Source organism: Stutzerimonas stutzeri (genome assembly GCF_000935215.1).
In the GTDB taxonomy this organism is placed as follows: Bacteria; Pseudomonadota; Gammaproteobacteria; order Pseudomonadales; family Pseudomonadaceae; genus Stutzerimonas.
Window position 1 is genome coordinate 80483 of the sequence record NZ_JXXD01000011.1, and the last position, 26942, is coordinate 107424.

22 protein-coding genes are annotated in these 26942 nt (G+C 65.5%); 9 read left to right on the top strand and 13 right to left on the bottom strand.

Annotated elements, in window-relative coordinates; genetic code table 11:
- Window position 1: 1 nt before the first annotated feature.
- Both LO50_RS01590 and LO50_RS23955 read right to left on the bottom strand, forming a co-directional pair.
- Window positions 2–3523, bottom strand: coding sequence for a response regulator (locus LO50_RS01590; protein ID WP_044313882.1), 3522 nt, complete (start codon window positions 3521–3523; stop codon window positions 2–4).
- A 188-nt stretch (window positions 3524–3711) separates the two neighbouring features.
- Window positions 3712–3870, bottom strand: a complete 159-nt coding sequence (locus LO50_RS23955) for a YqaE/Pmp3 family membrane protein (RefSeq protein ID WP_003282625.1) — start codon at window positions 3868–3870, stop codon at window positions 3712–3714.
- A 427-nt stretch (window positions 3871–4297) separates the two neighbouring features.
- Here LO50_RS23955 and LO50_RS01600 point away from each other — a divergent pair, with 427 nt between their 5' ends.
- Complete coding sequence (locus LO50_RS01600) at window positions 4298–5290, top strand: SDR family oxidoreductase (protein WP_044313883.1); 993 nt, start codon at window positions 4298–4300, stop codon at window positions 5288–5290.
- Here LO50_RS01600 and LO50_RS01605 read toward each other — a convergent pair.
- Complete coding sequence (locus tag LO50_RS01605; protein WP_044313884.1) at window positions 5287–5484, bottom strand: hypothetical protein; 198 nt, start codon at window positions 5482–5484, stop codon at window positions 5287–5289. The genes LO50_RS01600 and LO50_RS01605 overlap by 4 nt on opposite strands.
- Window positions 5485–5733: 249 nt before the next feature.
- On the opposite strand from LO50_RS01605, the gene LO50_RS01610 reads away from it, so the two are divergent.
- The 4 genes from LO50_RS01610 to LO50_RS01625 all read left to right on the top strand — a co-directional run bounded on the left by LO50_RS01610 (window position 5734) and on the right by LO50_RS01625 (window position 9930).
- Window positions 5734–7113, top strand: a complete 1380-nt coding sequence (locus tag LO50_RS01610) for an NfeD family protein (protein ID WP_044313885.1) — start codon at window positions 5734–5736, stop codon at window positions 7111–7113.
- Window positions 7103–7861, top strand: coding sequence for a slipin family protein (locus LO50_RS01615; protein WP_041015830.1), 759 nt, complete (start codon window positions 7103–7105; stop codon window positions 7859–7861). Before LO50_RS01610 ends, LO50_RS01615 begins: the two co-directional genes overlap by 11 nt.
- A complete protein-coding gene (locus LO50_RS01620) occupies window positions 7862–8365 on the top strand; it encodes an LEA/WHy family protein (protein WP_023445230.1) in 504 nt (167 codons plus the stop codon). It abuts the gene before it with no gap.
- A 302-nt stretch (window positions 8366–8667) separates the two neighbouring features.
- Window positions 8668–9930: an OprD family porin gene (locus LO50_RS01625; protein WP_044313886.1), complete on the top strand. Its 1263-nt coding sequence runs from the start codon at window positions 8668–8670 to the stop codon at window positions 9928–9930.
- Between the two features lie 84 nt (window positions 9931–10014).
- Here LO50_RS01625 and LO50_RS01630 read toward each other — a convergent pair whose 3' ends face one another.
- The 10 genes from LO50_RS01630 to kdgD form a co-directional block, all read right to left on the bottom strand.
- On the bottom strand, window positions 10015–10905 hold the full coding sequence (locus tag LO50_RS01630) for an aldose 1-epimerase (protein ID WP_044313887.1): 891 nt from the start codon (window positions 10903–10905) through the stop codon (window positions 10015–10017).
- A 108-nt stretch (window positions 10906–11013) separates the two neighbouring features.
- Window positions 11014–11940: a 2-hydroxyacid dehydrogenase gene (locus tag LO50_RS01635; RefSeq protein WP_044313888.1), complete on the bottom strand. Its 927-nt coding sequence runs from the start codon at window positions 11938–11940 to the stop codon at window positions 11014–11016.
- Between the two features lie 41 nt (window positions 11941–11981).
- Complete coding sequence (locus tag LO50_RS01640) at window positions 11982–12305, bottom strand: DUF3325 family protein (protein WP_014818835.1); 324 nt, start codon at window positions 12303–12305, stop codon at window positions 11982–11984.
- A 2-nt stretch (window positions 12306–12307) separates the two neighbouring features.
- Window positions 12308–13834, bottom strand: coding sequence for a PepSY-associated TM helix domain-containing protein (locus tag LO50_RS01645; protein ID WP_044313889.1), 1527 nt, complete (start codon window positions 13832–13834; stop codon window positions 12308–12310).
- Window positions 13831–14127 carry a DUF3649 domain-containing protein gene (locus LO50_RS01650; RefSeq protein WP_023445236.1) on the bottom strand — a complete coding sequence of 99 codons (297 nt, stop codon included), beginning with the start codon at window positions 14125–14127 and terminating at the stop codon, window positions 13831–13833. Before LO50_RS01650 ends, LO50_RS01645 begins: the two co-directional genes overlap by 4 nt.
- Window positions 14128–14176: 49 nt before the next feature.
- A complete protein-coding gene (locus LO50_RS01655; RefSeq protein ID WP_044313890.1) occupies window positions 14177–16300 on the bottom strand; it encodes a TonB-dependent siderophore receptor in 2124 nt (707 codons plus the stop codon).
- Between the two features lie 137 nt (window positions 16301–16437).
- The gene (gene garD, locus LO50_RS01660) at window positions 16438–17991 is read right to left on the bottom strand and encodes a galactarate dehydratase (protein WP_044313903.1); all 1554 of its coding nucleotides are present in this window, start codon (window positions 17989–17991) and stop codon (window positions 16438–16440) included.
- Window positions 17992–18129: 138 nt separating this feature from the next.
- Entirely contained in the window at window positions 18130–19470 is a 1341-nt protein-coding gene (gudD, locus tag LO50_RS01665; RefSeq protein WP_044313891.1) for a glucarate dehydratase, read from the bottom strand.
- 93 nt (window positions 19471–19563) lie between these two features.
- Window positions 19564–21006, bottom strand: a complete 1443-nt coding sequence (locus LO50_RS01670) for an aldehyde dehydrogenase family protein (RefSeq protein ID WP_044313892.1) — start codon at window positions 21004–21006, stop codon at window positions 19564–19566.
- Between the two features lie 70 nt (window positions 21007–21076).
- A complete protein-coding gene (kdgD, locus tag LO50_RS01675; RefSeq protein ID WP_042921940.1) occupies window positions 21077–21988 on the bottom strand; it encodes a 5-dehydro-4-deoxyglucarate dehydratase in 912 nt (303 codons plus the stop codon).
- A gap of 452 nt (window positions 21989–22440) precedes the next feature.
- On the opposite strand from kdgD, the gene LO50_RS01680 reads away from it, so the two are divergent.
- From LO50_RS01680 to LO50_RS01695, 4 genes are all read left to right on the top strand, one after another.
- Window positions 22441–23823: an enolase C-terminal domain-like protein gene (locus LO50_RS01680; protein ID WP_044313893.1), complete on the top strand. Its 1383-nt coding sequence runs from the start codon at window positions 22441–22443 to the stop codon at window positions 23821–23823.
- A gap of 32 nt (window positions 23824–23855) precedes the next feature.
- Entirely contained in the window at window positions 23856–24824 is a 969-nt protein-coding gene (locus LO50_RS01685) for a tripartite tricarboxylate transporter substrate binding protein (protein ID WP_044313894.1), read from the top strand.
- A gap of 64 nt (window positions 24825–24888) precedes the next feature.
- Window positions 24889–25383, top strand: coding sequence for a tripartite tricarboxylate transporter TctB family protein (locus tag LO50_RS01690; RefSeq protein ID WP_044313895.1), 495 nt, complete (start codon window positions 24889–24891; stop codon window positions 25381–25383).
- Window positions 25384–25393: 10 nt separating this feature from the next.
- Window positions 25394–26914 carry a tripartite tricarboxylate transporter permease gene (locus LO50_RS01695; protein WP_044313896.1) on the top strand — a complete coding sequence of 507 codons (1521 nt, stop codon included), beginning with the start codon at window positions 25394–25396 and terminating at the stop codon, window positions 26912–26914.
- Window positions 26915–26942: the final 28 nt, after the last annotated feature.

A 26942-nucleotide genomic window follows, 5' to 3' on the forward strand; every position in this document is an offset into this window, starting at 1 on the left:
TTCACAGCAGCTCCACTTTCGGCAGCCAGACGCGGATCAGCGAAAACAGCCGGTCGAGGTCGATGGGTTTGGCCAGGTAATCATTGGCGCCCGAACGCAGGCAGCGGTCCTGATCATCCTTCATCGCCTTGGCGGTCACCGCGATGATCGGCAGCTTGGCGAAGCGGGCATCCTTGCGGATTTCCTGCATGGCGGTGAAGCCATCCATCTCCGGCATCATGATGTCCATCAGCACCAGGTCGATGCCGGCATCGTGCTGCAGCTTGTCGATGGCCTCCAGGCCGTTGCGGGCGATCTCCACCAGCGCGCCCTTCTGCTCCAGCGCGCTGGTCAGGGCGAAGACGTTGCGCACGTCGTCGTCCACCACCAGGATCTTGCGGCCCTCGAAGGCCTTCTCGCGGCTGCGCGCGCTTTTCAGCATCTTCTGCCGCTCCGGCGGCATGTCCGACTCGACCTTGTGCAGAAACAGCGTCACCTCATCGAGCAGGCGCTCCGGCGAGCGCGCGCCCTTGATGATGATCGAGCGCGAGTACTTGAGCAGCGCCGCCTCCTCGTCGCGGGTCAGGTTGCGCCCGGTGTAGACGATCACCGGCGGGAAGGAGCAGATGTCCTCCTTGGCCATACGCTCGAGCAGTTCGCTGCCGTCCATGTCCGGCAGCTTGAGGTCGATGATCATGCAATCGAACACCGTGTCGCGCAGCAGTTCGAGCGCCTGGGCACCGAACTCGACGGCGGTGATCTCGATGTCCACGTCCTCGATCAGCCGCGACATGCTCTCGCGCTGCAGGGCGTCGTCCTCCACCAGCAGGATGCGCTTGACCTTCTGGGCCAGCTTGGCTTCCAGTCGACCGAACACGTCCTTCAGCTCCTCGCGGGTGGTGGGTTTCATCGCGTAGCCCACCGCGCCCATCTGCAGCGCAGCTTCCTTGCGATCCTCCACCGAGACCACGTGCACCGGAATATGGCGGGTCGCCGGGTTTTCCTTGAGGCGCTCGAGCACGGTCAGGCCGGAATGGTCCGGCAGGCGCATGTCGAGCAGGATGGCATCGGGCTTGTACTGCACCGCGGTGTCGAAGCCGTCGTCGGCGTTCTGCGACAGCAGGCAGCTGTACTCGAGTTCGTGGGCCAGGTCACGGAGGATGCGCGCGAACTGCGGCTCGTCCTCGATCACCAGCACGCAGCGCTCCTTGAACGGGAATCTGTCGCGGTCATCGGCCAGGCGCTCCTGCGGCACCGGCGCGGCACGATTGAGCAGCGCCTGCTCGTCGTGACGCGCCGGTGCTTTGCTCGCCGCCGGCATCGGTACGCTGCTCGGCTCCGGCTGGCGGCTCGGTTGCGCCACGTCCGGCTCGGCGACGAGCGCTTCGCTGTAGGTCTGCGGCACGACCAGGGTAAAGGTGCTACCGGCGCCCGGCTGGCTCTGTACCTCGATCTCTCCGCCGAGCAGATTGGCCAGCTCGCGGGAGATCGACAGCCCCAGGCCGGTGCCGCCGTAACGGCGATTGGTGGTGCCGTCGGCCTGGCGGAACGCCTCGAAGATCGCCGCCTGCTGCTCCTCGGCGATGCCGATGCCGGTGTCGCGTACGGCGAAGGCCAGCAGGTCACCACCGCGCGGTTCGACGTGCAGCGTCACCGAACCTTTCTCGGTGAACTTGAAGGCGTTGGCCAGCAGGTTCTTGAGAATCTGCTCCAGGCGCTGGCGATCGCTGAACAGGCTGGCCGGCAGGTCGTCCGCCAGTTCCACGCTGAACTGCAGGGATTTCTCCATGGCCAGCGGCAGGAACAGATTCTTCATGCCGTCGACCAGGCGGGTGAGGATGGTCAGTTCGGGATGCACCTCGAGCTTGCCGGCTTCCACCTTGGAGATGTCGAGGATGTCGTTGATCAGCGTGAGCAGGTCGTTGCCCGCCGAATAGATGGAACGGGCGAACTGCACCTGATCGTCGCTGAGGTTGCCCTCGGGGTTGTCGGCCAGCAGCTTGGCCAGGATCAGCGAGCTGTTCAGTGGCGTGCGCAGCTCGTGGGACATGTTGGCGAGGAATTCGGACTTGTAGCGGCTGGCACGCTGCAACTCGTCGGCGCGCTGTTCGAGCATCAGCTGCACCTCGTTCAGACGCTGATTCTTCTCGTCCATCTGGTCGCGCTGGCGGGCCAGTTCCTCGGTCTGCTCGGCCAACTGCTCGTTGGTCTGCTCCAGCTCGGCCTGCTGCTCTTCCATGTGCGCCTGGGATTCGCGCAGGGCGTTGGACTGTTCTTCCAATTCCTCGTTGGCGGCGCGCAGTTCTTCCTGCTGCACCTGTAGCTCCTCGTTGAGCTGCTGGGTCTCGGCCAGCACCTTCTGCAGGCGCTGGCGATAGCGCGCCGCCTCGATGGCCGAGCCGATGCTGGGCACGATGCGCCGCAAGAGCTCGCTGTCCTGCTCGCGCAGCGGTCGCAGGAAGCCCAGCTCGATCACGCCATTGAGCAGGCCACTGTCTTCCACCGGCACGATGAGCACCGAACGCGGCTGGGTGCCGCCCAGCGCCGAGGTCACCTTGAGGTAATCCGCCGGCAGGTCCTCGACCGCCATCACCCGGCGCTCCAGCGCGGCCTGGCCGACCAGTCCGGAGCCGACTTCCAGGGTCCGCGCGCTCTGCAGATGCTCCGGGTCGTAGGCATACTCGGCGACGCGCTGCAGCTTGCCGTCCTGCACCACGTAGAGCGCGCCGACGGCTGCATCGATGTATCGGGCAAGGAAATTAAGCACCCCCTGACCGAGAGCCGGCAGCGCCAGCTCGCCGATGATGGAGTCGCTGAGCTGGGTCTGCCCGGTGCGGTACCAGGCCTGTTGCTCCAGCGCCTCGGCATGGGACTGCTGGCGCTGCAGCGACGCCGAGTAGCTTTCCGACAGCGAGGTCAAATCGCGGCGGCCAAGGTAGACCAGCAGGCCGCTGAAGATCAGGCTGAACAGCAGGAACCCTCCGATCAGCGCGGTGGTGATGACCTCCGAGACATCGGTACGCTCGCTGCGCAGCTGGCGTTCGCGGGCGATGAAATCGTTGAGCAGCCGGCGCTGATCCTCCTTCAACTCGAGCCCACGTTTGCTCTGCACGTCCTCGATGACCGAAAGCCCCTGACCGCGCTGGCCGATCAGGTCCTCGGCAAAGGCCAGCCATTGGCTGTGCAGCATCGCGACGCGTTCGACGCGTTCGAGCTGCTCGGCATCTTCCGCCGAGTACTTGCGCATCAGTTCCAACTGCTCCTCGAACAACGGCCGCTCGCGCTCGTAGGGCTCGAGGAACCGCTCCTGGCCGGCGATCAGATAGCCACGCATCGAGGATTCGATGTCGTTGAGCATCTTCTGCGCCTCGTGCGCATAGGCGACGCCTTGAACCGAGCGCTCGACCCATTGGCCCACGCTCAGCAGGTAATAGACGATGGCGCTGAAGAAGAAGGCGCTGAGAAAACCGAACCCCAGGGGCACCGCCACGTTGCGGTTGAGGATCCGCCTGAAATTGTTCTGGTCGATGAAGGACTCGCTCATCTGGTTTCCTTTCCGTATACCTGGCGCGGGCGGCTGAACGCAGGCGTCACCCACGGGCGATCGCGCTCGGTTAGCGGCGTTTTCTTGAGTGTTTCGCGCGTGATTGGTTCCGTAGCGCAGGAAGCGCGACTCTACACGGCCAGGGGAAGGAGTTCAAAAGCAGCCCGGTCGAGCCGGGCCGCTGACGATCAACGGCGAGCGATGATCCAGACCGCGTGGATGATGCCGGGGATATAGCCGAGCAAGGTGAGCAGGATGTTGAGCCAGAACGCGCCGGCGAAGCCTACCTGGAGGAACACGCCAAGCGGTGGCAGCAGTATCGCGATAATGATGCGGATGAGGTCCATCATGGTCTCCGTCAGGTAAGTGTGGCCATATGCGGCTTACCTGAATCGACCGGAACAGCGCAGAGGGGTTCCTTCCACGCTGCTGGCGGAGCGCCGCTGCCGAGGGGCAGCGGGCTGAAGTCCGAGGGCGACCGGATAAGCCGCCGAGGGCATCGGTTAGATGCACGGAGGGGGAAGACGCAGCCCGTCTTTCACGTGGGCATCGTTGCGTCATGCCGCTTCGCCTTTTGAGCCAAGGGGCGGCGCCAAGCGTATCGCTTAGCCTGCTAACAATCTCAGACGAAAGGCGTAGACGCCATTGGCCATTGGTCGATAGCCGCGCATTTCGCTCGGGCTCATCCGAACTCCCCCATGCCCGCACGGGTCGTCTAAGCAGACCGCGGGCCGCCGAGCGCGACCGCCAACTGCAACGATCAGAGGACTTCTCATGCCAGAACCAATCGCGGTGATCTGCGGGGCAACCGCGGGCGTCGGCCGCGCGACCGCCGAGGCCTTTGCCACGGCCGGCTACCGGGTGGCGCTGATCGCCCGGGGGGAACAGGGCCTGCGCGACACCCGCGATCAACTCGAAGCACTGGGCGCGACGGTGCTGGCGATTTCCGCCGATGTCGCCGATGCCAAGGCGCTGGATGCCGCGGCCAGCCGCATCGAGTCGGAACTGGGGCCGATCGATGTCTGGGTGAACGCGGCGATGGCGACAGTGTTCGGCCCCTTCGCGTCTCTGACCGCCGAGGAAATCCGCCGCGTCACCGAGGTGACCTACCTCGGCAGCGTGCACGGCACGCTGGCTGCGCTGCGCCACATGCGCCCACGCAACAGCGGCACCATCGTCCAGGTCGGCTCGGCACTGGCCTACCGCGCCATCCCCTTGCAGTCGGCCTATTGCGGCGCCAAGTTCGCCATTCGCGGCTTTATCGATTCGCTGCGTTGCGAGCTGATCCACGACAACAGCGCCATTCGCCTGAGCATGGTTCAGCTGCCGGCGCACAACACGCCACAGTTCGATTGGGCACGCAACAAGATCGGCTGGCGCGCGCAGCCGGTGCCGCCGATCCACACACCGGAAGTCGCGGCGCGGGCCATCCTCCGTGCGGCGCGTGAAGCACCCCGGGAGCTGTGGGTCGGCACGGCCAGCCTGAAGGCGATCATCGGCACGCTGTTCATGCCCGGCCTGCTCGATCGCATGCTCGCGCGGCAGGCCTGGGACGGACAACTGGTGCCCGAACGCGTGCCGGAAAACCGCCCGGACAACCTGTTCGAGCCAGTCGAAGGCCTGCACTCGACCGACGGCCGCTTCGGCGATCAGGCGCAGTCACATGCGCTGACCATCAGCGCGGCAAATGTTGGCAAGCTGGCCCTGGGCGCCGGCGCCCTGCTGGCACTGGGTGCGGGTTGGGCATTGGGCAGAGGCCGACGCTAGCGCTCAGGCGGCCGCGGCGAACGCTTGCGACGGATGTTGAGCCAGGACAGCACGGCCAGCGCCAGCATCGCACCGGTCATGTTGTAGTTGCCGATGGCAGCATAGCCGACGGCCGCCAGCGAGCAGGCGGCGAAGCCGATCCAGCGCACGGCGCCCATCATCTTCTCCACGGTCTTGCTGCGCGGTGCGGACATCAGCGCAGCCCATCCTGCCGGCTTCTCGATACGGGCGCGGAGCGCTTGTCGGGGCAAGGAATCATCGGCATATCTCCTTTTTCTGCAGGCGACGGACAACCATCCCTCTGCACCTGTGAGGTGTTAACGCCGAGCAGAGTTCAGCGATTGCGCCGCACCGCGACACACTCGCGCAGCAATCGGCGCGCGAGCAGCCGTCGTCTACGCTGAAATGACCGGCAGTATCCTGCACTGCCCGAGGAGAGCGCCATGCTCCGCTCCATGCGCCTGCTGCGCTGGTCGCTGGCCTTGCTGCTGTTTCTGGCTGGCCCCGCACTGGCTGCGGCGCCGGTCACGCTGCTGCGGGTCGACGGCGCCATCGGCCCGGCCAGCGCCGACTACCTGCTGCGCGGCCTCGAACATGCCCGCGACGAGGGGGCACAGCTGGTAGTGCTGGAATTGGACACCCCCGGCGGGCTGGACACGTCGATGCGCGCGATCATCAAGGCGATCCTCGCCAGCCCGATCCCAGTCGCTACCTACGTCACCCCCAGTGGCGCCCGGGCGGCCAGCGCCGGCACCTACATGCTCTACGCCAGCCATGTCGCGGCGATGGCGCCGGGCACCAACCTTGGCGCGGCGACGCCGGTGCAGATCGGTGGCATGCCCGGCGCACCGCCCGAGCAGCCGCAAGGCGAGCGGGACGAGCCATCCAAGCCCCCCGGCGATGCCATGAGCCGCAAGCAGGTCAACGACGCCGCCGCCTATATCCGTGGCCTCGCCCAGTTGCGCGGACGCAATGCCGAGTGGGCCGAGCAGGCCGTGCGCGAGGCGGTCAGCCTGTCGGCGAGCGAAGCGCTGGAACAGAAGGTGATCGACTACCTGGCGCGCGACGTTGCCGACCTGCTGCGCCAGCTCGACGGCAAAACCCTCGCCACCGTCGAGGGTGACGCCACGCTAAGCACCGCCGACGCCCCGCTCATCGAGCACGCACCCGACTGGCGGGTGCGCCTGCTGGCGGTGATCACCAACCCCAGCGTGGCGCTGATCCTGATGATGATCGGCATCTACGGGCTGATCCTCGAATTCTCCAACCCCGGCATCGGCGCCGGCGGCGTGCTCGGCGGCATCTGTCTGATCCTGGCGCTGTATTCGCTGCAGCTGCTGCCGGTGAACTACGCCGGCGTGGCGCTGATCCTGCTCGGCATCGCTTTCATGGTCGCCGAATCGTTCCTGCCGAGCTTCGGCGTGCTCGGCATCGGCGGCGTGGCCGCGTTCGTCGCTGGCGCGGTGATCCTCATCGATACCGAGGTGCCGGGTTTCGGCATTCCGCTGAGCCTGATCGTGCCGCTGGGCATGGTCAGCGCACTGCTGGTGTTCGGCATCGTCGCCATGGCGCTGAAGGCGCGACGGCAGCGCCTGGTCGGCGGCGACAGCGAGCTGATCGGCAGCGTGGTACTGGTCGACGCAGTGCCGCCACAGAATCCGCACAGCGGCTGGGTGCATCTGCACGGCGAGAACTGGCAGGTGCGCAGCGCCTTACCGCTGCAGGTCGGCCAGCAAGTACGGGTGATCGCCCGACACGGCCTGCAACTGGAGGTCACCGCACAGCCATCCACCCATCGAGAGGAGCTGAACCATGGGCTATGAAATGAGTTTTCTGGTGTTGCTGGTGCTGCTGTTCGGCCTGCTGGCTTCGACCTTTCGCATCCTGCGCGAATACGAACGCGGCGTGGTGTTCATGCTCGGCCGCTTCTGGAAGGTCAAGGGACCAGGGTTGATCCTGGTGATTCCTGGAATCCAGCAGATGGTACGGGTCGATCTGCGCACACTGGTACTCGACGTGCCGACCCAGGACGTGATCTCCCGCGATAACGTCTCGGTGAAGGTCAACGCGGTGGTGTATTACCGCGTGCTGGATGCGCAAAAGGCGATCATCGAGGTCGAGGACTACCACTCGGCGACCAGCCAGCTGGCGCAAACCACGCTGCGTGCAGTGCTCGGCAAGCACGAACTGGACGACATGCTGGCCGAACGCGAGCGGCTCAACAGCGACATCCAGCAGGTGCTCGATGCGCAGACCGATGCCTGGGGGATCAAGGTGGCCAACGTCGAGATCAAGCACGTCGACCTCGATGAATCAATGATCCGCGCCATCGCCCGGCAGGCCGAGGCGGAACGCGAGCGGCGGGCGAAGGTCATTCATGCGGAGGGCGAACTGCAGGCGTCGGAGAAACTCATGCAGGCCGCCGAGATGCTTGGCCGGCAATCGGGCGCCATGCAGCTGCGCTACATGCAGACACTGAGCAACATCGCCGGTGACAAGAGCTCTACCATCGTCTTCCCGCTGCCCATCGAGCTGCTGCAGGGGATCAAGAACCTCGACAGGAAACCCTGAGTGCACATATTCCCCACGTTTCACCGACCACTGCGGTTGCTGTTGATCGCCCTGCTTGCCTCGGCGCTGGGCGCCTGCACGGCATTTTCACCGCGCGACCCGCTCAACGTTCAGGTCGCCGGCATCCAGCCGCTGCAAGGCGAAGGCCTGGAGGTGCGCTTCCTGGTCAAGCTGCGCCTGCAGAACCCCAACGATGGCGCCATCGACTACAACGGCGTCGCGCTGGACCTGGAGGTTAACGGTCGCCGGCTGGCCAGTGGCGTCAGCGACCAGCGCGGCACGGTGCCGCGTTTCGGCGAGAGCGTGCTCAGCGTGCCGGTGACCATTTCCGCCTTCTCGGCCGCGCGCCAGGCACTGGGACTGGCGGAACACATCGGGCTCGACGAAGTGCCCTACGTGTTGCGTGGCAAGCTTGCCGGCGGCCTGTTCGGCACCCAGCGCTTCGTCGAGAAGGGCACATTCGACTTGTCGCCGGTAACAGGTTCTCCCTACCAGCGCCCCTGAGTCATACGACCACCACCAGTAACCATAAGGATTCCCTAGGCGCTGTACGAGCGGCGCCTGTGCTTCCTCGACGCGCTAAAAATCTCCTCCTATCGCCTCTAATTCTGCTTATAGCCTGAAATAGCGGTGTGTGCATGCGGGACCCCTTCGACTTTCAGCGACATTGACAACGACGTGCTCATCGTCATAATCCCTGCAGTCATATGACAACTGACGTCATTAGACTTGCCGATCAGGCATAGACCACCGCCCCCACGGTGGCCACACCGGGGCGGCCCATCAAGCAAGGGAGCACAACAATAATGACCCCACGCACACCCTCGTCCGTCGCACTGTTCGCGGGCGGCTGCATGACCCTCGCATCGCTCGGCTTCACTGCCGGCGCCCAAGCCGAAGGCTTCGTCGAAGATGCGAACTTTTCGCTGAACCTGCGCAACTTCTACATCAACCGCAATTTCGTCGACTCCGACTACCCACAGAGCAAGGGCGAAGAGTGGACGCAGAGCTTCATCCTCAATTTCCAATCCGGCTACACGCCCGGCCCGGTGGGCTTCGGCGTCGACGCGCTGGGCCTGCTGGCGGTCAAGCTGGATGGCGGTGGCGGTACCTATGGCACTGGCCTGCTGCCGGTGCATGGCGCACCCGGCGATCGGCATCCGCCGGATGACTTCGCGCGCCTGGCAGTCGCGGCGAAGGCCAAGTTCTCCGAAACCGAGGTGCGCGTCGGTGAATGGATGGTGGTACTGCCGATCCTGCGTTCGGACGACGGTCGCTCGCTGCCGCAGACCTTCCAGGGCGGCATGATCACCTCCAAGGAAATCAAGGGTCTGTCGCTCTACGGCGGGCAGATGCGGCAGAACAGCCCGCGCGACGACGGCAGCATGGACGACATGTTCTACGGCGGCGCGAGTTCCGACCGCTTCAACTTCGTCGGTGGCGAATACGAACTGGGCGCGAAGACCAAGGTCGGCGCCTGGCATGCGCGCCTGGAAGACATCTACCAGCAGAACTACTTCCAGCTGCTGCACACCCAGCCGCTCGGCGAAGGCGTGGCGCTGACCGCCAACCTCGGCTACTTCACCGGCAAGGAAGAAGGCAGCGCGCTGGCCGGCGATCTGGACAACAAGACCTACTCCGGCCTGTTCGGCCTGCAGGTCGGTGGCAACACCTTCTACGTCGGCCTGCAGAAGGTCAGCGGCGACAACGGCTGGATGCGCGTCAACGGCACCAGCGGCGGCACCCTCGCCAACGACTCGTTCAACTCCGCGTACGACAACGCCAACGAGCGTTCCTGGCAGCTGCGCCATGACTACAACTTCGCCGGCATGGGCGTTCCGGGCCTGACCATCATGAACCGCTACATCAGCGGCGATCAGATCGAAGCCGGTGGCGTGGACGATGGCAAGGAATGGGGTCGCGAGTCCGAGCTGGCCTACACGGTGCAGAGCGGTCCGCTCAAGAGCCTCAACATCAAGTGGCGCAACTCCAGCATCCGTCGCGACTACAGCGCGACCGAGTTCGACGAGAACCGCCTGATCTTCAACTACCCGTTGTCTCTGCTGTAAGCGGTAGCGCAGTACGCAACCCTCCTCGCTCCGGTTGCGATAAATCTTTGGCCCGTCGAATGACGGGCCTTTTTTCGTCCGCCTTCAGCAACGCGTGACGCGCAGGCGGCAGCGGCGCTCCAGCCGCTCGCCCGGCTGCAGATACAAAACGCCATGCCTGGCCGGGTCCGGCGCATTCAACGCGTTGTTGCGATGGGACACCGGCTCCACGGCGAAGAAGCCCTGCGCGGCCGGCGGCGTATAGACCACCAGATGCGTCATCGACGGGTCCGCCTTGAGCTCGAGCCGGACGCCTGCCGTCGGCCACTGCAAGGTTGCCGTGGCATCCCAACCGGCGAAGCAGTGATCCAGCTCGGGCTCGCCCAGCTCCCGCGTCTGACGGAAGTCCCAGCGTGACGGTACATCCACCACCTCGCTCGGCAACTGCTGATCGTCACTCAGCCAGACCTGCTCGGCAGCGAAACGCAGCGTCACGCCTGCATGGCGCGGGAAGTACGGGTGCCAGCCGAGCCCGGCCGGCATCACCCGCTCGCTGCGGTTGATCAGCGCCAGCCGCAGCCAGGCGCCCTGCTCGTCGAGCCCGAGCTCATGCTCCAGCTCAAAGGAGAACGGCCAGTCCTGCCGGCCATCGCCTTCGGCCCGATGCAGCAGTGTCAGCAGCAGTCGGTCGGCCTCCTGCGCAGCCAGTGTCCACGGGCGCTTCCAGCCCACGCCGTGAATCGGCAAGGCATGTTCCGCGGAATTCAGCCGCAAGCGGTGCGACTCGCCGTCCGCCTGGAACATGCCGCCGCCAACCCGGTTGGAGTACGGCGCCAGCACGAAACAACTGGTACGACGCACCTGCTCGCTGCCATCCCAGGGACGTAGCAGGTCGAAATCATCCAGGGCAAAGCGGGTAATTGCGCCGCCTAGCGCCGGGCAGACCGAGAGCCGGAAACCGGCGTGGGCGAGGTGCACTTCATCGAGGGAAGCCATGCGCGCTCCTGATGGTGGCCGCTCAGAGATGGAGCGACGTTGCTTGCGAATGAGGCTGCGATTTCTCGCGTAGACAAAACGCCGCCACCCAGCGGTCGACTGCCGCGGTCAGACCGGCGTCAGCAGCCGTCCCTCGCGAAGAAAGCTGTCGAGGTTGTCCAGCAGCAGATCCTCCATGGCGCCGCGGGTTTCATGGGTGGCGCTGCCAATGTGCGGCAGCAGCACGACATTGGGCAGTTCGCAGAGGGCCGCCGGGACCCTCGGTTCGTCGGCGAAGACGTCCAGTCCGGCACCGCCGAGCCGGCCCTCCTGCAGTGCCGCGACCAGTGCCGGCTCGTCCACCACCGAACCGCGCGCGACGTTGATCAGGATGCCCTTGGCACCCAGCGCGTCGAGCACTGCGCGGTCGATGAGGTTCTGCGTCTGCGGCCCGCCGGGACAGCTGAGCACGAGAAAGTCCGCCCAGCGCGCGAGTTCCAGCAGGTTCGCTTCGTACTCGTACGGGCTACAGGCCACTGGCCGACGATTGTGATAACGCACGGCCATGTCGAAGCCCGCCGAGCGCTTGGCCACCGCCTCGCCGATGCGGCCCAGCCCGACGATGCCCAGCCGCTTGCCGCTGACCCGACGGCCGAGTGGGAGGTTAGCCTCGGCCCAGCGCCCCTCTCGGACGAAGCGGTCGCCCAGGGCGAGCTGTCGCGCGCTGTCGATGATCAAGCCGAAGGCCAGATCGGCCACGCATTCGTTGAGCACATCCGGCGTATTGCTCACCGGAATGCCTCGCGCCCTGGCGGCTTCTACGGCGATGGCGTCATGGCCGACGCCAAAACTGCAGATCGCCTTCAACCGGGGCAGCCGTTCGATCAACGAGGCCGGGCAGCCGAAGCGCGCAGAGGTAAGCATGATCTCGATGCGCCCGGCATGCTCGGCGAGCAGCGTTTCGGCGTCGCTCTGCCAGTAGGCCAGCACCTCATGCCCGCTCAGGCGTTGCTGGACTCGCTCGGACAAGGGGCCCATCTGGAGAATGCAGCTCATCGATTTTCCTCTGCGTTGGCGGGCCGCGGCCCATGGGTTGTTTACAGCACGGTCTGCACCACCCCGCATGCCGCCAGCAGCGGTACCGCTGGCAGTACCCAGCGCGAACGCCAGGCCAGCAGCAGCACCAGCAGCAAGCCGGAGAGCATGACCAGGCACAGCCAGATGACCGTGCCAATCTCGCCGCCCTGGCTGTTGACGCCGAGCCACAGCGCGAAGCCAAAGCAGCCAACGGCCAGCGAACGGATGATCGCCGGGCCCGGCAGGCGCGTATCGGCGCGCAGCAGCGCACCACGGTGGCGGTTCATGGTCAGGCAGAGCAGCGTCATGCCCAGGTAGGCCAGCGCGAACGCCAATAGCAGCATGATCAGGCCTCCTGTACACGGGTTGAGCGACCGCGCACCGCAGCGGCAGCCGGCGTTGCGTTCAGGCGCCAGGCGCAGGCCGCACAGACCAGCCCCGCGACGATCATGAACAGATCGACCGATGCCAGGGCCCAGTCGCCACGTCCGAGGCTGGCGATCAGGTGGCCATCGGTGGTCAGCGCGTTGATGATCGGCAAGCCGAGCGCAAGCACGGCACCGAGCAGCAGCTGCTCGCGCAGCAGGCGGCGGCTCTGATGGCGGCGCAGAACGGCCCAGAGCACCGCTAGCAACCAGGCACCGACGAACACCCAGCCTTCGGCCACGGCGCGTTCGGCGAATGTTGCCGGAATCAGACGATTGCCCCACAGCAGCGCCAGGCTGACCAGCGGCAGGCCGGCGAACACCGAGGCGTTCAGCGCGCGCACCCAGGTCACGCTGCGGTCGCCGCGCTGTTCGCGCTTGGCCAGCCAGACCTGCAGCCCGCCGACCAGCATGGCGCAACCGGCAAGGCCCATCAGCAAATAGAGCAGGCGCACCAGCGTGCCGCCGAACTGCGCCATGTGCAGCCCCGCCAGCCAGAGGTAGGCGCGGTAGCCGGTGGATGCGTCCTGGCGATTGAGCAGCTCGCCGGTGCCGGCGTCATAGCTGAGGGTGTCCTGCGGCGAGCCGATCCGCGAACGGTCCCGACGACGGACGTCGACCACCGCCGAGGCATCATCGGGATGATGCACGCTGACCCAGCCCGCCTCGCCACCGCCCCACTGCTGGCGCGATTCGGCGATCAGCGCATCAAGGGACACCGGAGCCGGCGGCGGCTGGCCCACCTCTTCGCGCTCGAAGCTGCCCATCACCTCGCCGAAGTACTGCATGACGTTGCCGGAATAGCTCACCTGCGCGGCGGCCGGCATGTAGGACGCGACGAAGATCGCCACGCCGGTGTAGGCCAGCACCAGATGGAATGGAAAACCGACCACGCCGAACAGGTTGTGCGCATCGAGCCAGGCACGCTGGCCGTTGGCCTTGGGCCGCAGGGTGAAGAAATCCTTGAAGATGCGCCGGTGGATGATCACCCCCGACACCAGCGCGACGAGCATGAACATGCCGGCCAAACCGACGATGTACATGCCGATGTCGCCGGCGTGCAGGTTGTAGTGCAACTTGAAGAAGAACTCGCCACCCAGCGTTTCCGGCATTGGCTCGGCCTGCGCGCTGCGCGGGTCGAAGGCGATGTTGTGGATCATCTTGGTGGCGTCTACTTCCCAACCGAGTCGCCAGTAAGGCTCGCGCTCGGTCGGGCCGTGCATCCAGAAGGCATGCAACTCCTCGCTGACGTTCTGCTGCAACCAGCCACGCACATCGTCCGCACCGAGGCTGGATACCACGCCGTCATGCAGCGCCGGGCGCATCCAGCGGGTGAGTTCCTTGTCGAAGCAGGCGACGGTGCCGGCAAAGATGATCACGAACAGCAGCCAGCTCGGCAGCAGGCCACCCCAGGTGTGCAAACCGGCCATGCTTTGGCGCAGTTTCATGGACGAACCCTCCAGTCGCCGGAAAAGAACGCGGCCAGACACAGCACCGCGGTCACACCGACGATCAACAGCCAGACCCGCGTGGCACTGCGGGCGGCGAATACGTAGATCACCACCGCCGTCCACACGGCAAAGCTGGCGAGACTGGAAAACACCACGCGATCAGGCCGTGCCAGCGGCAGGTAGACCGCCAGAAAGGCGGTCACCGCGTAGGCGACCGCATAGCCGCCGACCAGCGCCGCAAGCACGCGCGACGCGATGTTCCAGCGGTTGATGGATGCGTTGCGACTCACCTCGAATCCTCCCTTGCAGGCCGGCAAGCGGCGCGTGGCTCAACGACGCTCAAAAGCTGTAGCTCGCGGTTGCCACCACGGTGCGGCGGTTGCCGGTGAAGCAGTCGCCACGCGACAGGCAGGTGGTGTAGTAGGTCTCGTCTTCCAGGTTGGTGGCGTTAAGGGTGAACGCCCAGTCCTGATAGGCGTAGCCGAGCATGGCGTCGAACAGCGTCGTCGACGGCGTCTTGAGGCTGTCGGTGCCATCCCAGCTGGCGCCGACGTAGCGCACACCGGCCCCGGCGCTGAAGCCGGAAATGCCGGCGATGCTGAAGCGGTGCTGCGACCACAGCGAGGCCATGTGCTCGGGCACACTGGCGATGCGCTTGCCCTGCTGGGCAGATGGGCCCTTGACCACTTCGCTGTCGAGGTAGGTGTAGGTGCTGATCAGATCCCAGTTGGAGTTCATCTCCACCAGCCCTTCCAGCTCCAGCCCCTTGACCCGCGCTTCGCCGGCCTGGATGGTGCTCAGCGGGTTCGCCGGGTTCGGCATCTGGCGATTCTTCTCGCGCAGATCGAACACCGCTGCAGTGAGCAGCGTGTTGCTGCCTGCCGGCTGGTACTTCACACCGAGCTCCCACTGCTCGCCCTCGAGCGGCTTGTACGACTGCTGAGTGAAGTTGTCCAGCCCGATAATCGGCGTAAAGGACTCGCTGTAACTGATGTAAGGCGCAACGCCATTGTCGAACAGATAGGTCAGGCCCACCCGGCCGGTCACAGCATCGTCCTTCTGCCGGGTGCCCTGCTCGACGCGGGTGTCAGCCCAGTCCTTGCGTAGCCCCAGGGTTGCCAGCCACTTGTCGAGACGGATCTGGTCCTGAACGTAGAGGCCTTGCTGGGCAACGCGCTGCTGCGGAACATCGGAAAGCGTAATGCCGGATGGGTCGAAGGTGCCGTACACCGGATCGTAGAGATCCAGCGGGGTGGCGGCCCCGCCGGCGGTCTTGCTATCGGTGACCGAATGCCGGTAGTCGATGCCCACCAGCGTGGTGTGCTGCAGCGCGCCGGTGTCGAAGCGTGCCTCGGCCTGGTGATCGGCGCTCCAGATGGTCACCTCCGGCTTGGAAATGGACCAGACACGATTGACCGTGCGGTCGTTGGCACCAAGCACCGGCGGCCAGCCATACATGGTCTGGTAGCTGACCTTGCTCTTCTGCCAGCGCAGGTTCTGCCGCAGCGTCCAGGTGTCGTCGACACGCCAGGCCATCTGCGAGGTCAGCGCTTTCTGCTCGGTGTCATATTCGTCGAAGCCGGGTTCGCTGACGAAGCGCTCGCTGCCAATCTCGCCGTAGGGTGCGCTGAGTACCGTGCCGCGGTGCGGCAGGAAGGAGCTGGTGGTGCCGCTATCGTCTTTCTGCACGTTGGCCATCAGCGTCCATTCGAACTGCTCGTTCGGGCGCCAGGTCAATGACGGCATGAACACCAGACGGTTGTCCTTGGTGTGATCGACCTGGGTCTGGCTGTCGCGCTGGATCGCCACGACGCGATAGAGCAACGTGCCGTCTTCATCCAGCGGACCGGTGCTGTCGAAGGCGATCTGCTTGCGGTCGAAGCTGCCGTACTGCAGCTGCAGCTCGCTCTTCTGTTCCGCCTGCGGACGCTTGCTGACGAAGTTGAGCAAGCCGCCGACCGAACTCTGCCCATAGAGCATGGACGACGGTCCTTTGATTACCTCGACGCGCTCCAGGGTGAACGGATCGGTGCGTGAGTTCGTGTAGAAACCCACGCTCTGCTGCAGGCCATCCAAGAAGAGTGTTGGCGCGACACCGCGAATCAGCGCGAAGTCGCCGCGACTGTCCAAACCATAAGCCTCGCCACGCATGCCGGCGACATAGCGCAGTGAGTCCTGGATGGTCAGCGAGCCCTGGTCGCGGATGCGGTCGGCGGTGATCACGCTGATCGACTGCGGCGTTTCGATGATCGGTGTGTCGGTCTTGGTGGCGCCGACGCTGCGCTTGGCGACGTACCCTTCGACCGGGCCATTGCCCTGCTCGACTGCACGTGGCGCGGTGATCTGTTGTGCCTCCAGCTCGACCGCTTCCTCAGCGTCGACAGCAAAGCAGGCGACCAGCACCGGCAGGCCCAACACCAGCGGGCGCAACGAAAACGGGGGCGAAGCGACAACGCGACTCATGAGTGCTACCTTGTTGTTTGATGAGAACGCGCATGATATTTATAAATGTTCCCATTTAGAAGATAGCAGTTGCCAATCTCCTACGATTGCAGGCAATAGCACTCGCTGCGAGATCGACGCAGCGGGACCGCTCCGGCTCAGGTGATGGGCGCCGGGTTGAACAGCACGATGTCATTGTGCAGCCGATGGCGCTCTGCCCAGGTCTGCTTGCGGCCGCTGGCGACGTCCAGGTAATAGTGGAACAGCTCCCAGCCGAGTTCCTCGATGCTCGCGCGGCCACTGGCGATGCGCCCGGCGTCGATATCGATCAGGTCCGGCCAGCGCTCGGCCAGCTCAGTACGCGTCGCCACCTTGACCACCGGCGCCATGGCCAGGCCGTACGGCGTGCCACGACCGGTGGTGAACACGTGCAGGTTCATCCCGGCAGCCAGCTGCAGCGTGCCGCAGACGAAATCGGATGCGGGGGTGGCGCAGAAGATCAGCCCCTTTCGTGCGACCCGCTCACCCGGCCCGACCACGCCGTTGATGGCGCCGCTGCCGGATTTGACGATGGAGCCGAGGGATTTCTCGACGATATTCGACAGCCCGCCCTTCTTGTTGCCCGGCGTGGTGTTGGCGCTGCGGTCGGCGGCGCCGCGCTCCAGGTAGCGGTCGTACCAGTCCATCTCGGCGATCAGCGCATCGGCCACTTTCGGCGTTTCGGCGCGGGCGGTGAGCATATACACCGCATCGCGCACCTCGGTGTTCTCGCTGAACATCACCGTGGCACCGGCGCGCACCAGCAGATCCGCCGCATAGCCCAGCGCCGGGTTGGCGGTGATGCCGGAGAAGGCGTCGCTGCCGCCGCACTGCATGCCGAGGATCAGCTCGCTGGCCGGCACCGTTTCGCGTCGGCGCTGATTTAGCTTTTTCAGCCGCGTTTCGGCCAGCGCCATGATCTGCTCGATCATCTCGCCGAAACCGCTGTTGGACTCCTGCAGGCGGTACAGCCAGGGGTCGCGCAGGTCCACCGAGGGATCGCCCTCGTGCATCACCTGCTCGGCCTGCAGCTTTTCGCAGCCGAGGCTGATGACCAGCGCTTCGCCGCCCAGGTTGGGGTTGCGCGCCAGGTTGCGCACGGTGCGGATGGGGATGTAGGCGTCGCGGGCGTTGATCGCCACGCCGCAGCCGTAGCTGTGGGTCAGCGCGACCACGTCGTCGACGTTCGGGTACTTGGGCAGCAGCTCGTCGCGGATGCGCTTGACCGCGTGTTCCAGCACGCCAGTGACGCACTGCACCGTGGTGCTGATACCGAGAATGTTGCGCGTGCCGACGGTGCCGTCGGCGTTGCGGTAACCCTCGAAGGTGTAGCCCTCGAGCGGCGCGAGCCGGTCCGGCACGGCGGTGGCACGCGGCAGGCTGTCCAGCCGCGGCGCGCTGGGCATCTTCAACTGGGTTTCCCTGACCCAGCTGCCACGGCGCAGGGGTTCGAGGGCATAACCGATGATCTGTCCGTAACGGCGCACCGGCTCGCCTATGCCGATGTCGACGAGCGCGACCTTGTGGCTCTGCGGCACGGCCTCGACCGTGACCAGCCCGCCCTCGAACTGCGCACCGACCGGCACGCCGCCATCGTTGACCACCACGGCGACGTTGTCCGCCCCGTGCAGGCGGATGCAGCGCGGGGAGTCCTGGTGGGGTATCAGTTGCACGGTTTCGCTCATGTCTGCTCCGGTTAGGGTCCGGTTGTTGTTCTGTTCGGTGATCGCCGGGGGGGTGCCATACACGTGGCTCGCCTCGTAGGGTGGACGGCCGAAGCCGTCCAGCGGAGCCGGCCCGGCAAGCGTGCCTCAGCGCACCATGCAGGGGTTCTTGTTGTTGAAGGTCCAGTCGGGGATCAGGTACTGCATGGCGATGGAGTCGTCGCGCGCGCCCAGGCCTTTTTCCTTGTGCATCGCATGTGCCTTGCCCAGCGCATCCCAATCCAGCTCGACGCCCAGGCCCGGCTTCTGCGGCACCGCGACCTTGCCGCCAACGATCTTCAGCGGCTCGCGGGTCAGGTGCTGGCCGTCCTGCCAGATCCAGTGGGTGTCGATGGCGGTGACGCGGCCCGGCGCGGCGGCGGCGACGTGGGTGAACATCGCCAGGGAGATATCGAAGTGGTTGTTCGAGTGCGAACCCCAGGTCAGGCCAAAGTCGGCGCACATCTGCGCCACGCGCACGGAGCCGGCCATGGTCCAGAAATGCGGGTCGGCCAGCGGAATGTCCACCGAGTTGAGCTGCACGGTGTGGCTCATCTGCCGCCAGTCGGTGGCGATCATGTTGGTCGCGGTGGGCAGGCCGGTGGCGCGGCGGAATTCGGCCATCACTTCGCGACCGGAATAGCCGTTCTCGGCGCCGCAGGGGTCTTCGGCGTAGGCCAGCACGCCGTGCAGGTCGCGGCACAGGCCGATGGCCTCGTCCAGCGACCAGGCGCCGTTGGGGTCAAGCGTCACGCGGGCGTCGGGGAAGCGTGCGGCCAGGGCGCGGATCGCCTCGACTTCTTCTTCGCCGCGCAGCACGCCGCCCTTGAGCTTGAAGTCCTTGAAGCCGTAGCGCTCATAGGCCGCCTCGGCCTGGCGGACGATGCTATCCGGCGTCATGGCCTCCTCGTTGCGCAGGCGGAACCAGGCGTCGTCGGCGCCGGATTCGTCGCGGTAGCCAAGGTCGGTTCGGTTGCGATCACCAATGAAGAACAGGTAACCGAGCATCTCGACCTCGTCGCGCTGCTGGCCGTCGCCGAGCAGTGCGGCGACCGGCACGTCCAGATGCTGGCCGAGCAGGTCGAGCAGCGCCGATTCCAGCGCGGTGACGGCGTGAATGGCGATGCGCAGATCGAAGGTCTGCAGGCCGCGGCCGCCAGAATCGCGGTCGGCGAAAGCGCGGCGCGCACGGTTGAGCAGGGCGTTGTATTGGCCGATGGGCTCGCCGATCATCATGCCGCGGGCGTCTTCCAGCGTCTGGCGGATGGCTTCGCCGCCCGGCACTTCGCCGACGCCGACATGCCCGGCGCTGTCCTTGAGGATGAGGATGTTGCGGGTGAACCAGGGGCCGTGAGCGCCGCTCAGGTTCATCAGCATGCTGTCCTGCCCGGCGACGGGCACGACGGTAAGTTCGGTAATGCGGGGCGTGCCCGTTGCGGCAATGGTCATGGGTGTCCCTCTGTTGTTCTTGTCGGGTATGCGGCGCCCGCGCGGGGCGCCGTTACACAGTTTCGCAGCGCGGCCTTTCGACCGGCTTTCACCTCAGCCGATGTAGGTGGTCTTCACCGTGGTGTAGAACTCCTGGGCGTAGCGGCCCTGTTCGCGCGGGCCGTAGGACGAGCCTTTGCGGCCGCCAAACGGCACGTGGTAATCCACCCCGGCGGTGGGCAGGTTGATCATCACCATGCCGGCCTGGGCGTGACGCTTGAAGTGATTGGCGTACTTCAGCGAGGTGGTGCAGATGCCGGCGGACAGGCCGAACTCGGTGTCGTTGGCCATCGCCAGCGCCTCGTCGTAGTCCTTGACCTTCACCACGTTGGCCACGGGGCCGAAGATCTCCTCGCGGCTGATGCGCATGTTCGGGTTGCTGTCGACGAACAGCGTCGGCGCCAGGAAGTAGCCCTCGGTGCCGCACTTCACCCGCTCGCCGCCGCAGACCAGGCGCGCGCCCTCCTGCTTGCCGATCTCGATGTAGCGCAGGTCCTGCTCCAGCTGCGCCTCGGACACCACCGGACCGACGTCGACGCCCTGCTCCAGCGCCGGGCCGACTTTGATCTTCTTGATGCGCTCGATCATCGCTTCGACGAAACGATCGTAGACGCCTTCGGTGACGATGATGCGGCTCGAGGCCGTGCAGCGCTGGCCAGTGGAGTAGAAGGCGCTCTGGGTGCAAAGCTCGACAGCGACCTTGAGGTCGGCGTCGTCCAGTACGATCTGCGGGTTCTTGCCGCCCATCTCCAGCTGCACCTTGGCGCCACGCGCCACGCAGGCCTGGGCGATGCCGCGACCGACGCCGACCGAACCGGTGAAGCTCACCGCGTCGACATCCCTGGCATTGACGATGGCTTCGCCGACTTCACGACCTCGGCCCATCACCAGATTGAACACACCGGCCGGGAAGCCCGCGCGGGAGATGATCTCGGCGATGGCCCAGGCGCAGCCCGGCACCAGATCGGCCGGCTTGATCACCACACAGTTGCCGAAGGCCAGCGCCGGGGCGATCTTCCAGGCGGGGATGGCGATGGGGAAGTTCCAGGGGGTGATCAGGCCGATCACGCCGAGCGGCTCGCGGGTGACCTCCACGCCGACACCGGGGCGCACCGACTGCAGCGTCTCGCCGGCCTGGCGCAGGCATTCGCCGGCGAAGTACTTGAAGATATTGCCGGCGCGGGCGACTTCGCCGATGGCTTCGGGAAGAGTCTTGCCCTCTTCGCGGGCCAGCAGCGTGCCGAGCTCTTCACGGCGAGCGAGGATTTCCAGGCCGACCTTTTCCAGCGCATCGGCGCGCGCCTGGATGCCCAAGGTCGCCCAGGCCGGGAAGGCGCGGCGGGCGGCGGCGATGGCCTGCTCGACCTGCCCGACATCGGCCTGGGCGTATTCGCCGATCACGTCAGAGAGGTCGGACGGGTTGGTGTTGGCCTGGTAGCGATCCGAGCCGACCCACTGGCCGTCGATGTAGTTGTCGTAGCGTTGTACGTCAGCCATGCAAAGTGTCCTCTGATGATGCCCGGCGCGGCCATTCGGCAGGGCGGCGCCGGGGCGATTCCGGAAAGGCTTACTGGGCGCCCTGCTTCTCGATCAGTACTGCCAGGCGCTCATATTCGTCGGGCTTCAGCTCGGTCAGCGGCGCGCGCACCGGGCCGGCGTCGTAGCCGGAAATGCGTGCGCCGGCCTTGACGATGCTGACCGCATAGCCCTTGCAGCGATTGCGAATGTCCAGGTACGGCAGGAAGAAATCGTCGATCAGCTTGCCGACAGTTTCGTGATCTTCGCGGGCGATGGCCTTGTAGAAGTCCATGGCGGTCTTCGGAATGAAGTTGAACACCGCCGAGGAATACACCGGCACGCCTAGCGCCTTGTAGGCCGCGGCATAGACTTCCGCGGTCGGCAGGCCGCCGAGGTAGCTGAAGCGCTCGCCGAGGCGGCGGCGGATCGACACCATCAGCTCGATATCGCCGAGGCCATCCTTGTAGCCGATGAGGTTCGGGCAGCGCTCAGCCAACTGCTCCAGATGCGTCGCGGTCAGGCGGCAGACGTTGCGGTTGTAGACCACCACACCGATGTTCACCGATTTGCAGACCTGCTCGACATGCAGCGCCACGCCTTCCTGGCTCGCCTCGGTGAGGTAGTGCGGCAGCAGCAGCAGGCCCTTGGCCCCCAGGCGCTCGGCCTCCTGTGCCATCTGGATGGCGAGGCGGGTCGGGCCACCGACGCCGGCGAGAATCGGCACGGTGCCCGCGCAGGTATCCACGGCAGTCTTGATGATCTCGCTGTACTCGCGCGGCTCCAGCGAGAAGAACTCGCCGGTACCGCCGGCAGCGAACAGCGCCGAGGCACCGTAGGGGCCGAGCCATTCCAGGCGCTTGACGTAGCCGGCGCGATTGAAGTCGCCCTGCGCGTCGAAGTCGGTGACCGGGAATGACAGCAGGCCGGAAGAGAGGATGGCCTTCAATTCTTGTGGGTTCATTATTCGAGCATCCTGAATGCATGTGGAGGAGGTACAAGGGCATCAGCCTTGAGATACGTTATCGTATAACTAAAAATACTCCAACCGTTTTTTCTGCGCATTTTCTTCAGCGTTGAAAGCTGACTGAAAGCTTTCTGCTTTTCACTCGCCCGGCCAGGTTAATCACCATGAGGGCGGCAGCTTAAAAGGCATAAGCAGTTGCGGATGCCCCAGCCAAATGCACTGATGATTTCGTTTGACAGGTGACGTAGCGAACTGTAAAAAATCCCACATAGTCGTACGACGACCTATAACCACAATAACAATAGCGAGGCCCCGGACATGTTCCGCAATTGCCCGTCCCCTGCGCAGCCGCTGGCTGCCGATAACGCCATCCGCCGCGCTGCCTCAGCAGATGCGTGCACAGCGCCCGCCCCGGTCGCTCGCCTCGCCTGCAGCGGAGGCCGCGCACAATGAGTCAGCCGTTCAGTGCAACGCCCCGCGTACAGAGCATGCAGGTCATACCCGTGGCCGGCTACGACAGCATGCTGCTCAATCTCTGCGGCGCCCACGCCCCCTACTTCACCCGCAACCTGGTCCTGCTCACCGACAATGCCGGCAACACCGGTATCGGCGAAGTACCCGGTGGCGAGGGTATCCGTCAGGCATTGGAGCGTAGCTGCCCGCTGGTCATCGGCCAGCCGATCGGCGCCTACAACCGGGTGCTCAACCACCTGCGCGCGATGCTCGCCGGCAATGGCCGCGACACCCGCCACGAGGTGACCTCCGCAGCCGAGGCGGCGGTGCTCAAGCAGCCCCACGAGATCAACCTGCGCCTGGACAACGTGATAACCGCAGTCGAGGCCGCCCTGCTCGACCTGCTCGGCCAGCACCTCGACGTGCCGGTAGCCGAGCTGCTCGGCAGCGGCCAGCAGCGCGATGCCGTGCCGATGCTCGCCTACCTCTTCTATATAGGTGATCGCCAGCGCACCGACCTGCCCTATCTGGCCAGCACCGGCGAGGACTGGTACCACCTGCGCCACCTGCAAGCGCTGACCCCGGACGCCATCGCCCGCCTGGCCGAGGCCGCGCATGCGCGCTATGGCTTCGCCGACTTCAAGCTCAAGGGCGGGGTGATGCGCGGCGAGGAGGAGATGCAGGCCATCGCCGCGATCAAAGCACGCTTCCCGGATGCCCGCGTAACGCTGGACCCCAACGGCGCCTGGTCGCTGGACGAGGCCATCGCCCTGTGCAAGGGCCAGGGCCACCTGCTGGCCTACGCCGAGGACCCCTGCGGTCCGGAAAATGGCTACTCCGGCCGCGAGATCATGGCCGAGTTCAAGCGCGCCACCGGTATCCCCACCGCCACCAACATGGTCGCCACCGACTGGCGGCAGATGGGCCATTCGCTGCGCCTGGAGTCGGTCGACATCCCGCTGGCCGACCCGCATTTCTGGACCATGCAGGGCTCGGTGCGCCTGGCGCAGATGTGCGAGCAGTTCGGCCTGACCTGGGGCTCGCATTCGAACAACCACTTCGACGTCTCGCTGGCCATGTTCACCCACGCCGCAGCCGCCGCGCCGGGCCGTATTACCGCCATCGACACCCACTGGATCTGGCAGGAAGGCCACGAGCGCCTGACCCGCGAGCCACTGCAGATCGTCGGCGGCCAGGTCCGCGTGCCCGACCGCCCAGGCCTGGGCATCGAGCCGGACATGGACCGGATCATGGCCGCCCACGAGTTGTACAAGAAGGTCGCCAGCGGCGCCCGCGACGATGCCATGGCCATGCAGTACCTGATTCCGGGCTGGCAATACCATCCCAAGCGGCCGAGCTTCGGACGCGCACCCGTCTGACCCGCAGTACCCCAACCACTGGAGATCGAACAATGAAAAAAGCGATATGCGCCTCCCTGGTATCCGCCGCAATGGCCTTCAGCAGCAGTGCCTTCTCTGCCGATGAGGTGAAATGGCCGACCCGCCCCGTGCAGGTGGTGGTGATCGCCAACCCCGGCGGCGACACCGATTTCAACGCCCGCACCATGGCCAAGTACTTCAACCAGATCACCGGCAAGAGCATGGTGGTGACCAACATCGCCGGCGGCGGCGGCACCCTGGCCGCCGAGCAGGTCAAGGGCGCGGCGGCGGATGGCAACACCATCCTCTTCACCCACCCCGGCCAGCTGATCGTCAACGAGGTCGCCGGCCTCACCGAGGACAGCTACGAAACCTTCGACGTGTCATGCATCGCCGGCGTCGACAAGAGCACCGTGTTCGTCGCCTCCAAACAATCTGGCGTGACCAGCATGCAGGACCTGATCGCCAAGTCGAAGGCCGAGCCGGGCAGCATCACCTACGGCACCGAGATGGGCAGCTTCTCCCACGTGCAGGGGCTGATGCTGGAGAAGCTGACCGACACCAAGCTGAAGATGGTCGACGGCGGCACGGTTTCCGACCGCGTGGTGGGCATGCTCGGCGGACGCCTGGACCTCGGCGCGATCACCTACGGCTCGATGCAGGACTACGTCAGCGGTGGGCAGATGGTCGCCCTCGGCCAGCCCAACGAGGAGCGCAACCCACTGCTCGGCGAGGTGCCGACACTCAAGGAGCAGGGCCTCGACATCACCATGGACAAGCCCTACGTGGTCGCTTTCCCGAAGGGCACCGACCCGGCGATCGTGAAGAAGATGGCCGACGTGATGAGGCAGATCACCGAGATCCCCGAGTACGCCGAGGAACTGAAGAAGTTCAAGCAGCCGGTCGCCTACTACGGCACCGAGGAGGCCAAGGCGATTCTGGCCAAGACCCGCGAGGACTTCATGCAGTTCAAGGACGAACTGCGTCAGGCCAAGAACTGATCCCTGACGTGTCGCCAGCCGGCCACGCCGGCTGGCTGTCTCTCCTCGCGCACGGAGGTTTGCCATGACCACTACGAACAAGAAAGATCTGATCATCGGCGTGGCCATGCTCGGCGCCAGCATCGCCTATCTGGTGATGGCCTACCGCGTACCCGGCCACGACGGCATCGATGCCGCCACCGTCCCCACCCTGCTGGCCATCCTGCTCTGCCTGCTCGGGGCGCTGCAGACACTCAGCGCCTTCGGCAACCGCGCGCGGCCCGCGGCCGAGAGCGACGCCGACGCACCGGAGCAAACCAGCGCCAGCGTCGTCGAGCCACTGACCGTACTGAAGACCCTGGGCCTGATTTTGATCTACGTGGTGCTGCTCGGCCCGGTGGGCTTTCCGGTCATGACCGCGCTGTACCTCTACCTGCAGTTCATCGTCCTGACGCCCGTTGACCACAAGGTCCGCCACCTGCCCTACGCGGCCATCGCGGTGGTCACGTCGGCCGTCATCTACCTGCTGTTCCGCGAGGCCTTCGACCTGTTGCTGCCCGCTGGCCTGCTGAATTTCTGAGGAATCGACCATGCTCGAATTACTGCAGCAAGGCTTCGGTGCCGTCTTCTCGCTCAACATCATGCTGCTGATGCTCGGCGGCGTCGCGGTCGGCATCGTCTTCGGCGCCGTGCCCGGCCTGTCGGCGACCATGGCAGTGGCGCTGTGCCTGCCACTGACCTTCACCATGGGGCCGCAAGCTGGCCTGTCGCTGCTCGTCGCGTTGTTCATCGGCGCCACATCCGGCGGGCTGATCTCGGCGATCCTGCTGAAGATCCCCGGTACGCCATCGTCCATCGCCACGGTGTTCGACGGCGGCCCGCTGATGGAGCAAGGCCTGGGCGTGAAGGCGCTCGGCGTCGGCATCGTGTTCTCCTTTCTCGGCACCATCTTCAGCATCATCGCGCTGATGTTCATCGCCCCGCAGCTGGCCAAGGTGGCGCTGAGCTTCGGCCCGCACGAATACTTCGCCATCGCGGTGTTCTCGCTGACGCTGATCGCCACCCTGTCGGCCGGCTCGATGGTCAAGGGGCTATTCGCCGGCACCCTCGGCATCGCCGTATCCACCGTCGGCATCGCCCCGGTGGAGGCGGTGCGCCGCTTCACCTTCGGCGTCAGCAAGCTGAACGGCGGCTTCTCCATGCTCACGGTGATGATCGGCATGTTCGCCGTGGCCGAGGTCATCAAGCTCGCCGAAACCGGCCGGCATGCCGTGCGCAGCAAGGCCGGCTCGGTGAGCATGAAAGACATCAAAGGCTTCGGCTTCTCGCTTAAGGAGTTTCGCCAGGAGCTGCCCAACGCCAGTCGCTCCGGTCTGATCGGTCTGGCGGTGGGCATCCTCCCAGGCATCGGTGCCGGCACCTCCAACCTGCTGTCCTACATCGTCGCGAAGAAGCGCGCCAAGCAGCCGGAAACCTACGGCAAGGGCAACATCGGCGGCGTGGTCGCCAGCGAGACGGCGAACAACGCCGGCATCGGCGGAGCCATGATGCCGCTGATGACCCTGGGCATTCCCGGCGACACCACCACGGCGATCCTGCTCGGCGGCTTCCTGATCCACGGCATCCAGCCCGGACCGCTGCTGTTCGTCAGCCAGGGCCCGCTGGTCTACACCATCTTCGCCGCGCTGCTGGTGGCCTCGGTGATGATGCTGTTCATGGAGTTCTACGGCCTGCGCCTGTTCATCAAGCTGCTCGACGTGCCCAAGCACATCCTGCTGCCGATCATTCTGGTGCTCTGTGTGGTCGGTGCGTTCGGCCTCTCAAGCCGGCTGTTCGATGTCTGGTCGATCCTGCTGTTCGGTGTGCTTGGCTATGGCTTCGTCAAGGCGGGCATGCCGGTCGCGCCCTTCATCATCGGCTTTATCCTCGGGCCGATGGCGGAGACCAACCTGCGCCGCGGCCTGATGCTCTCCGACGGCAACTTCGCCTCGTTCTTCACCAACCCCATCGCCGCGACCTTTCTCGGGCTGGCCCTGGCCTTCGTGCTCTGGCAGCTGTACAGCGCGGTGCGGCCCAGGACCGGTGTTCTCGGCCAGGTGCTGCGCACCTGAACCTGCGCCCCTCTGCGCCAGCAGAGGG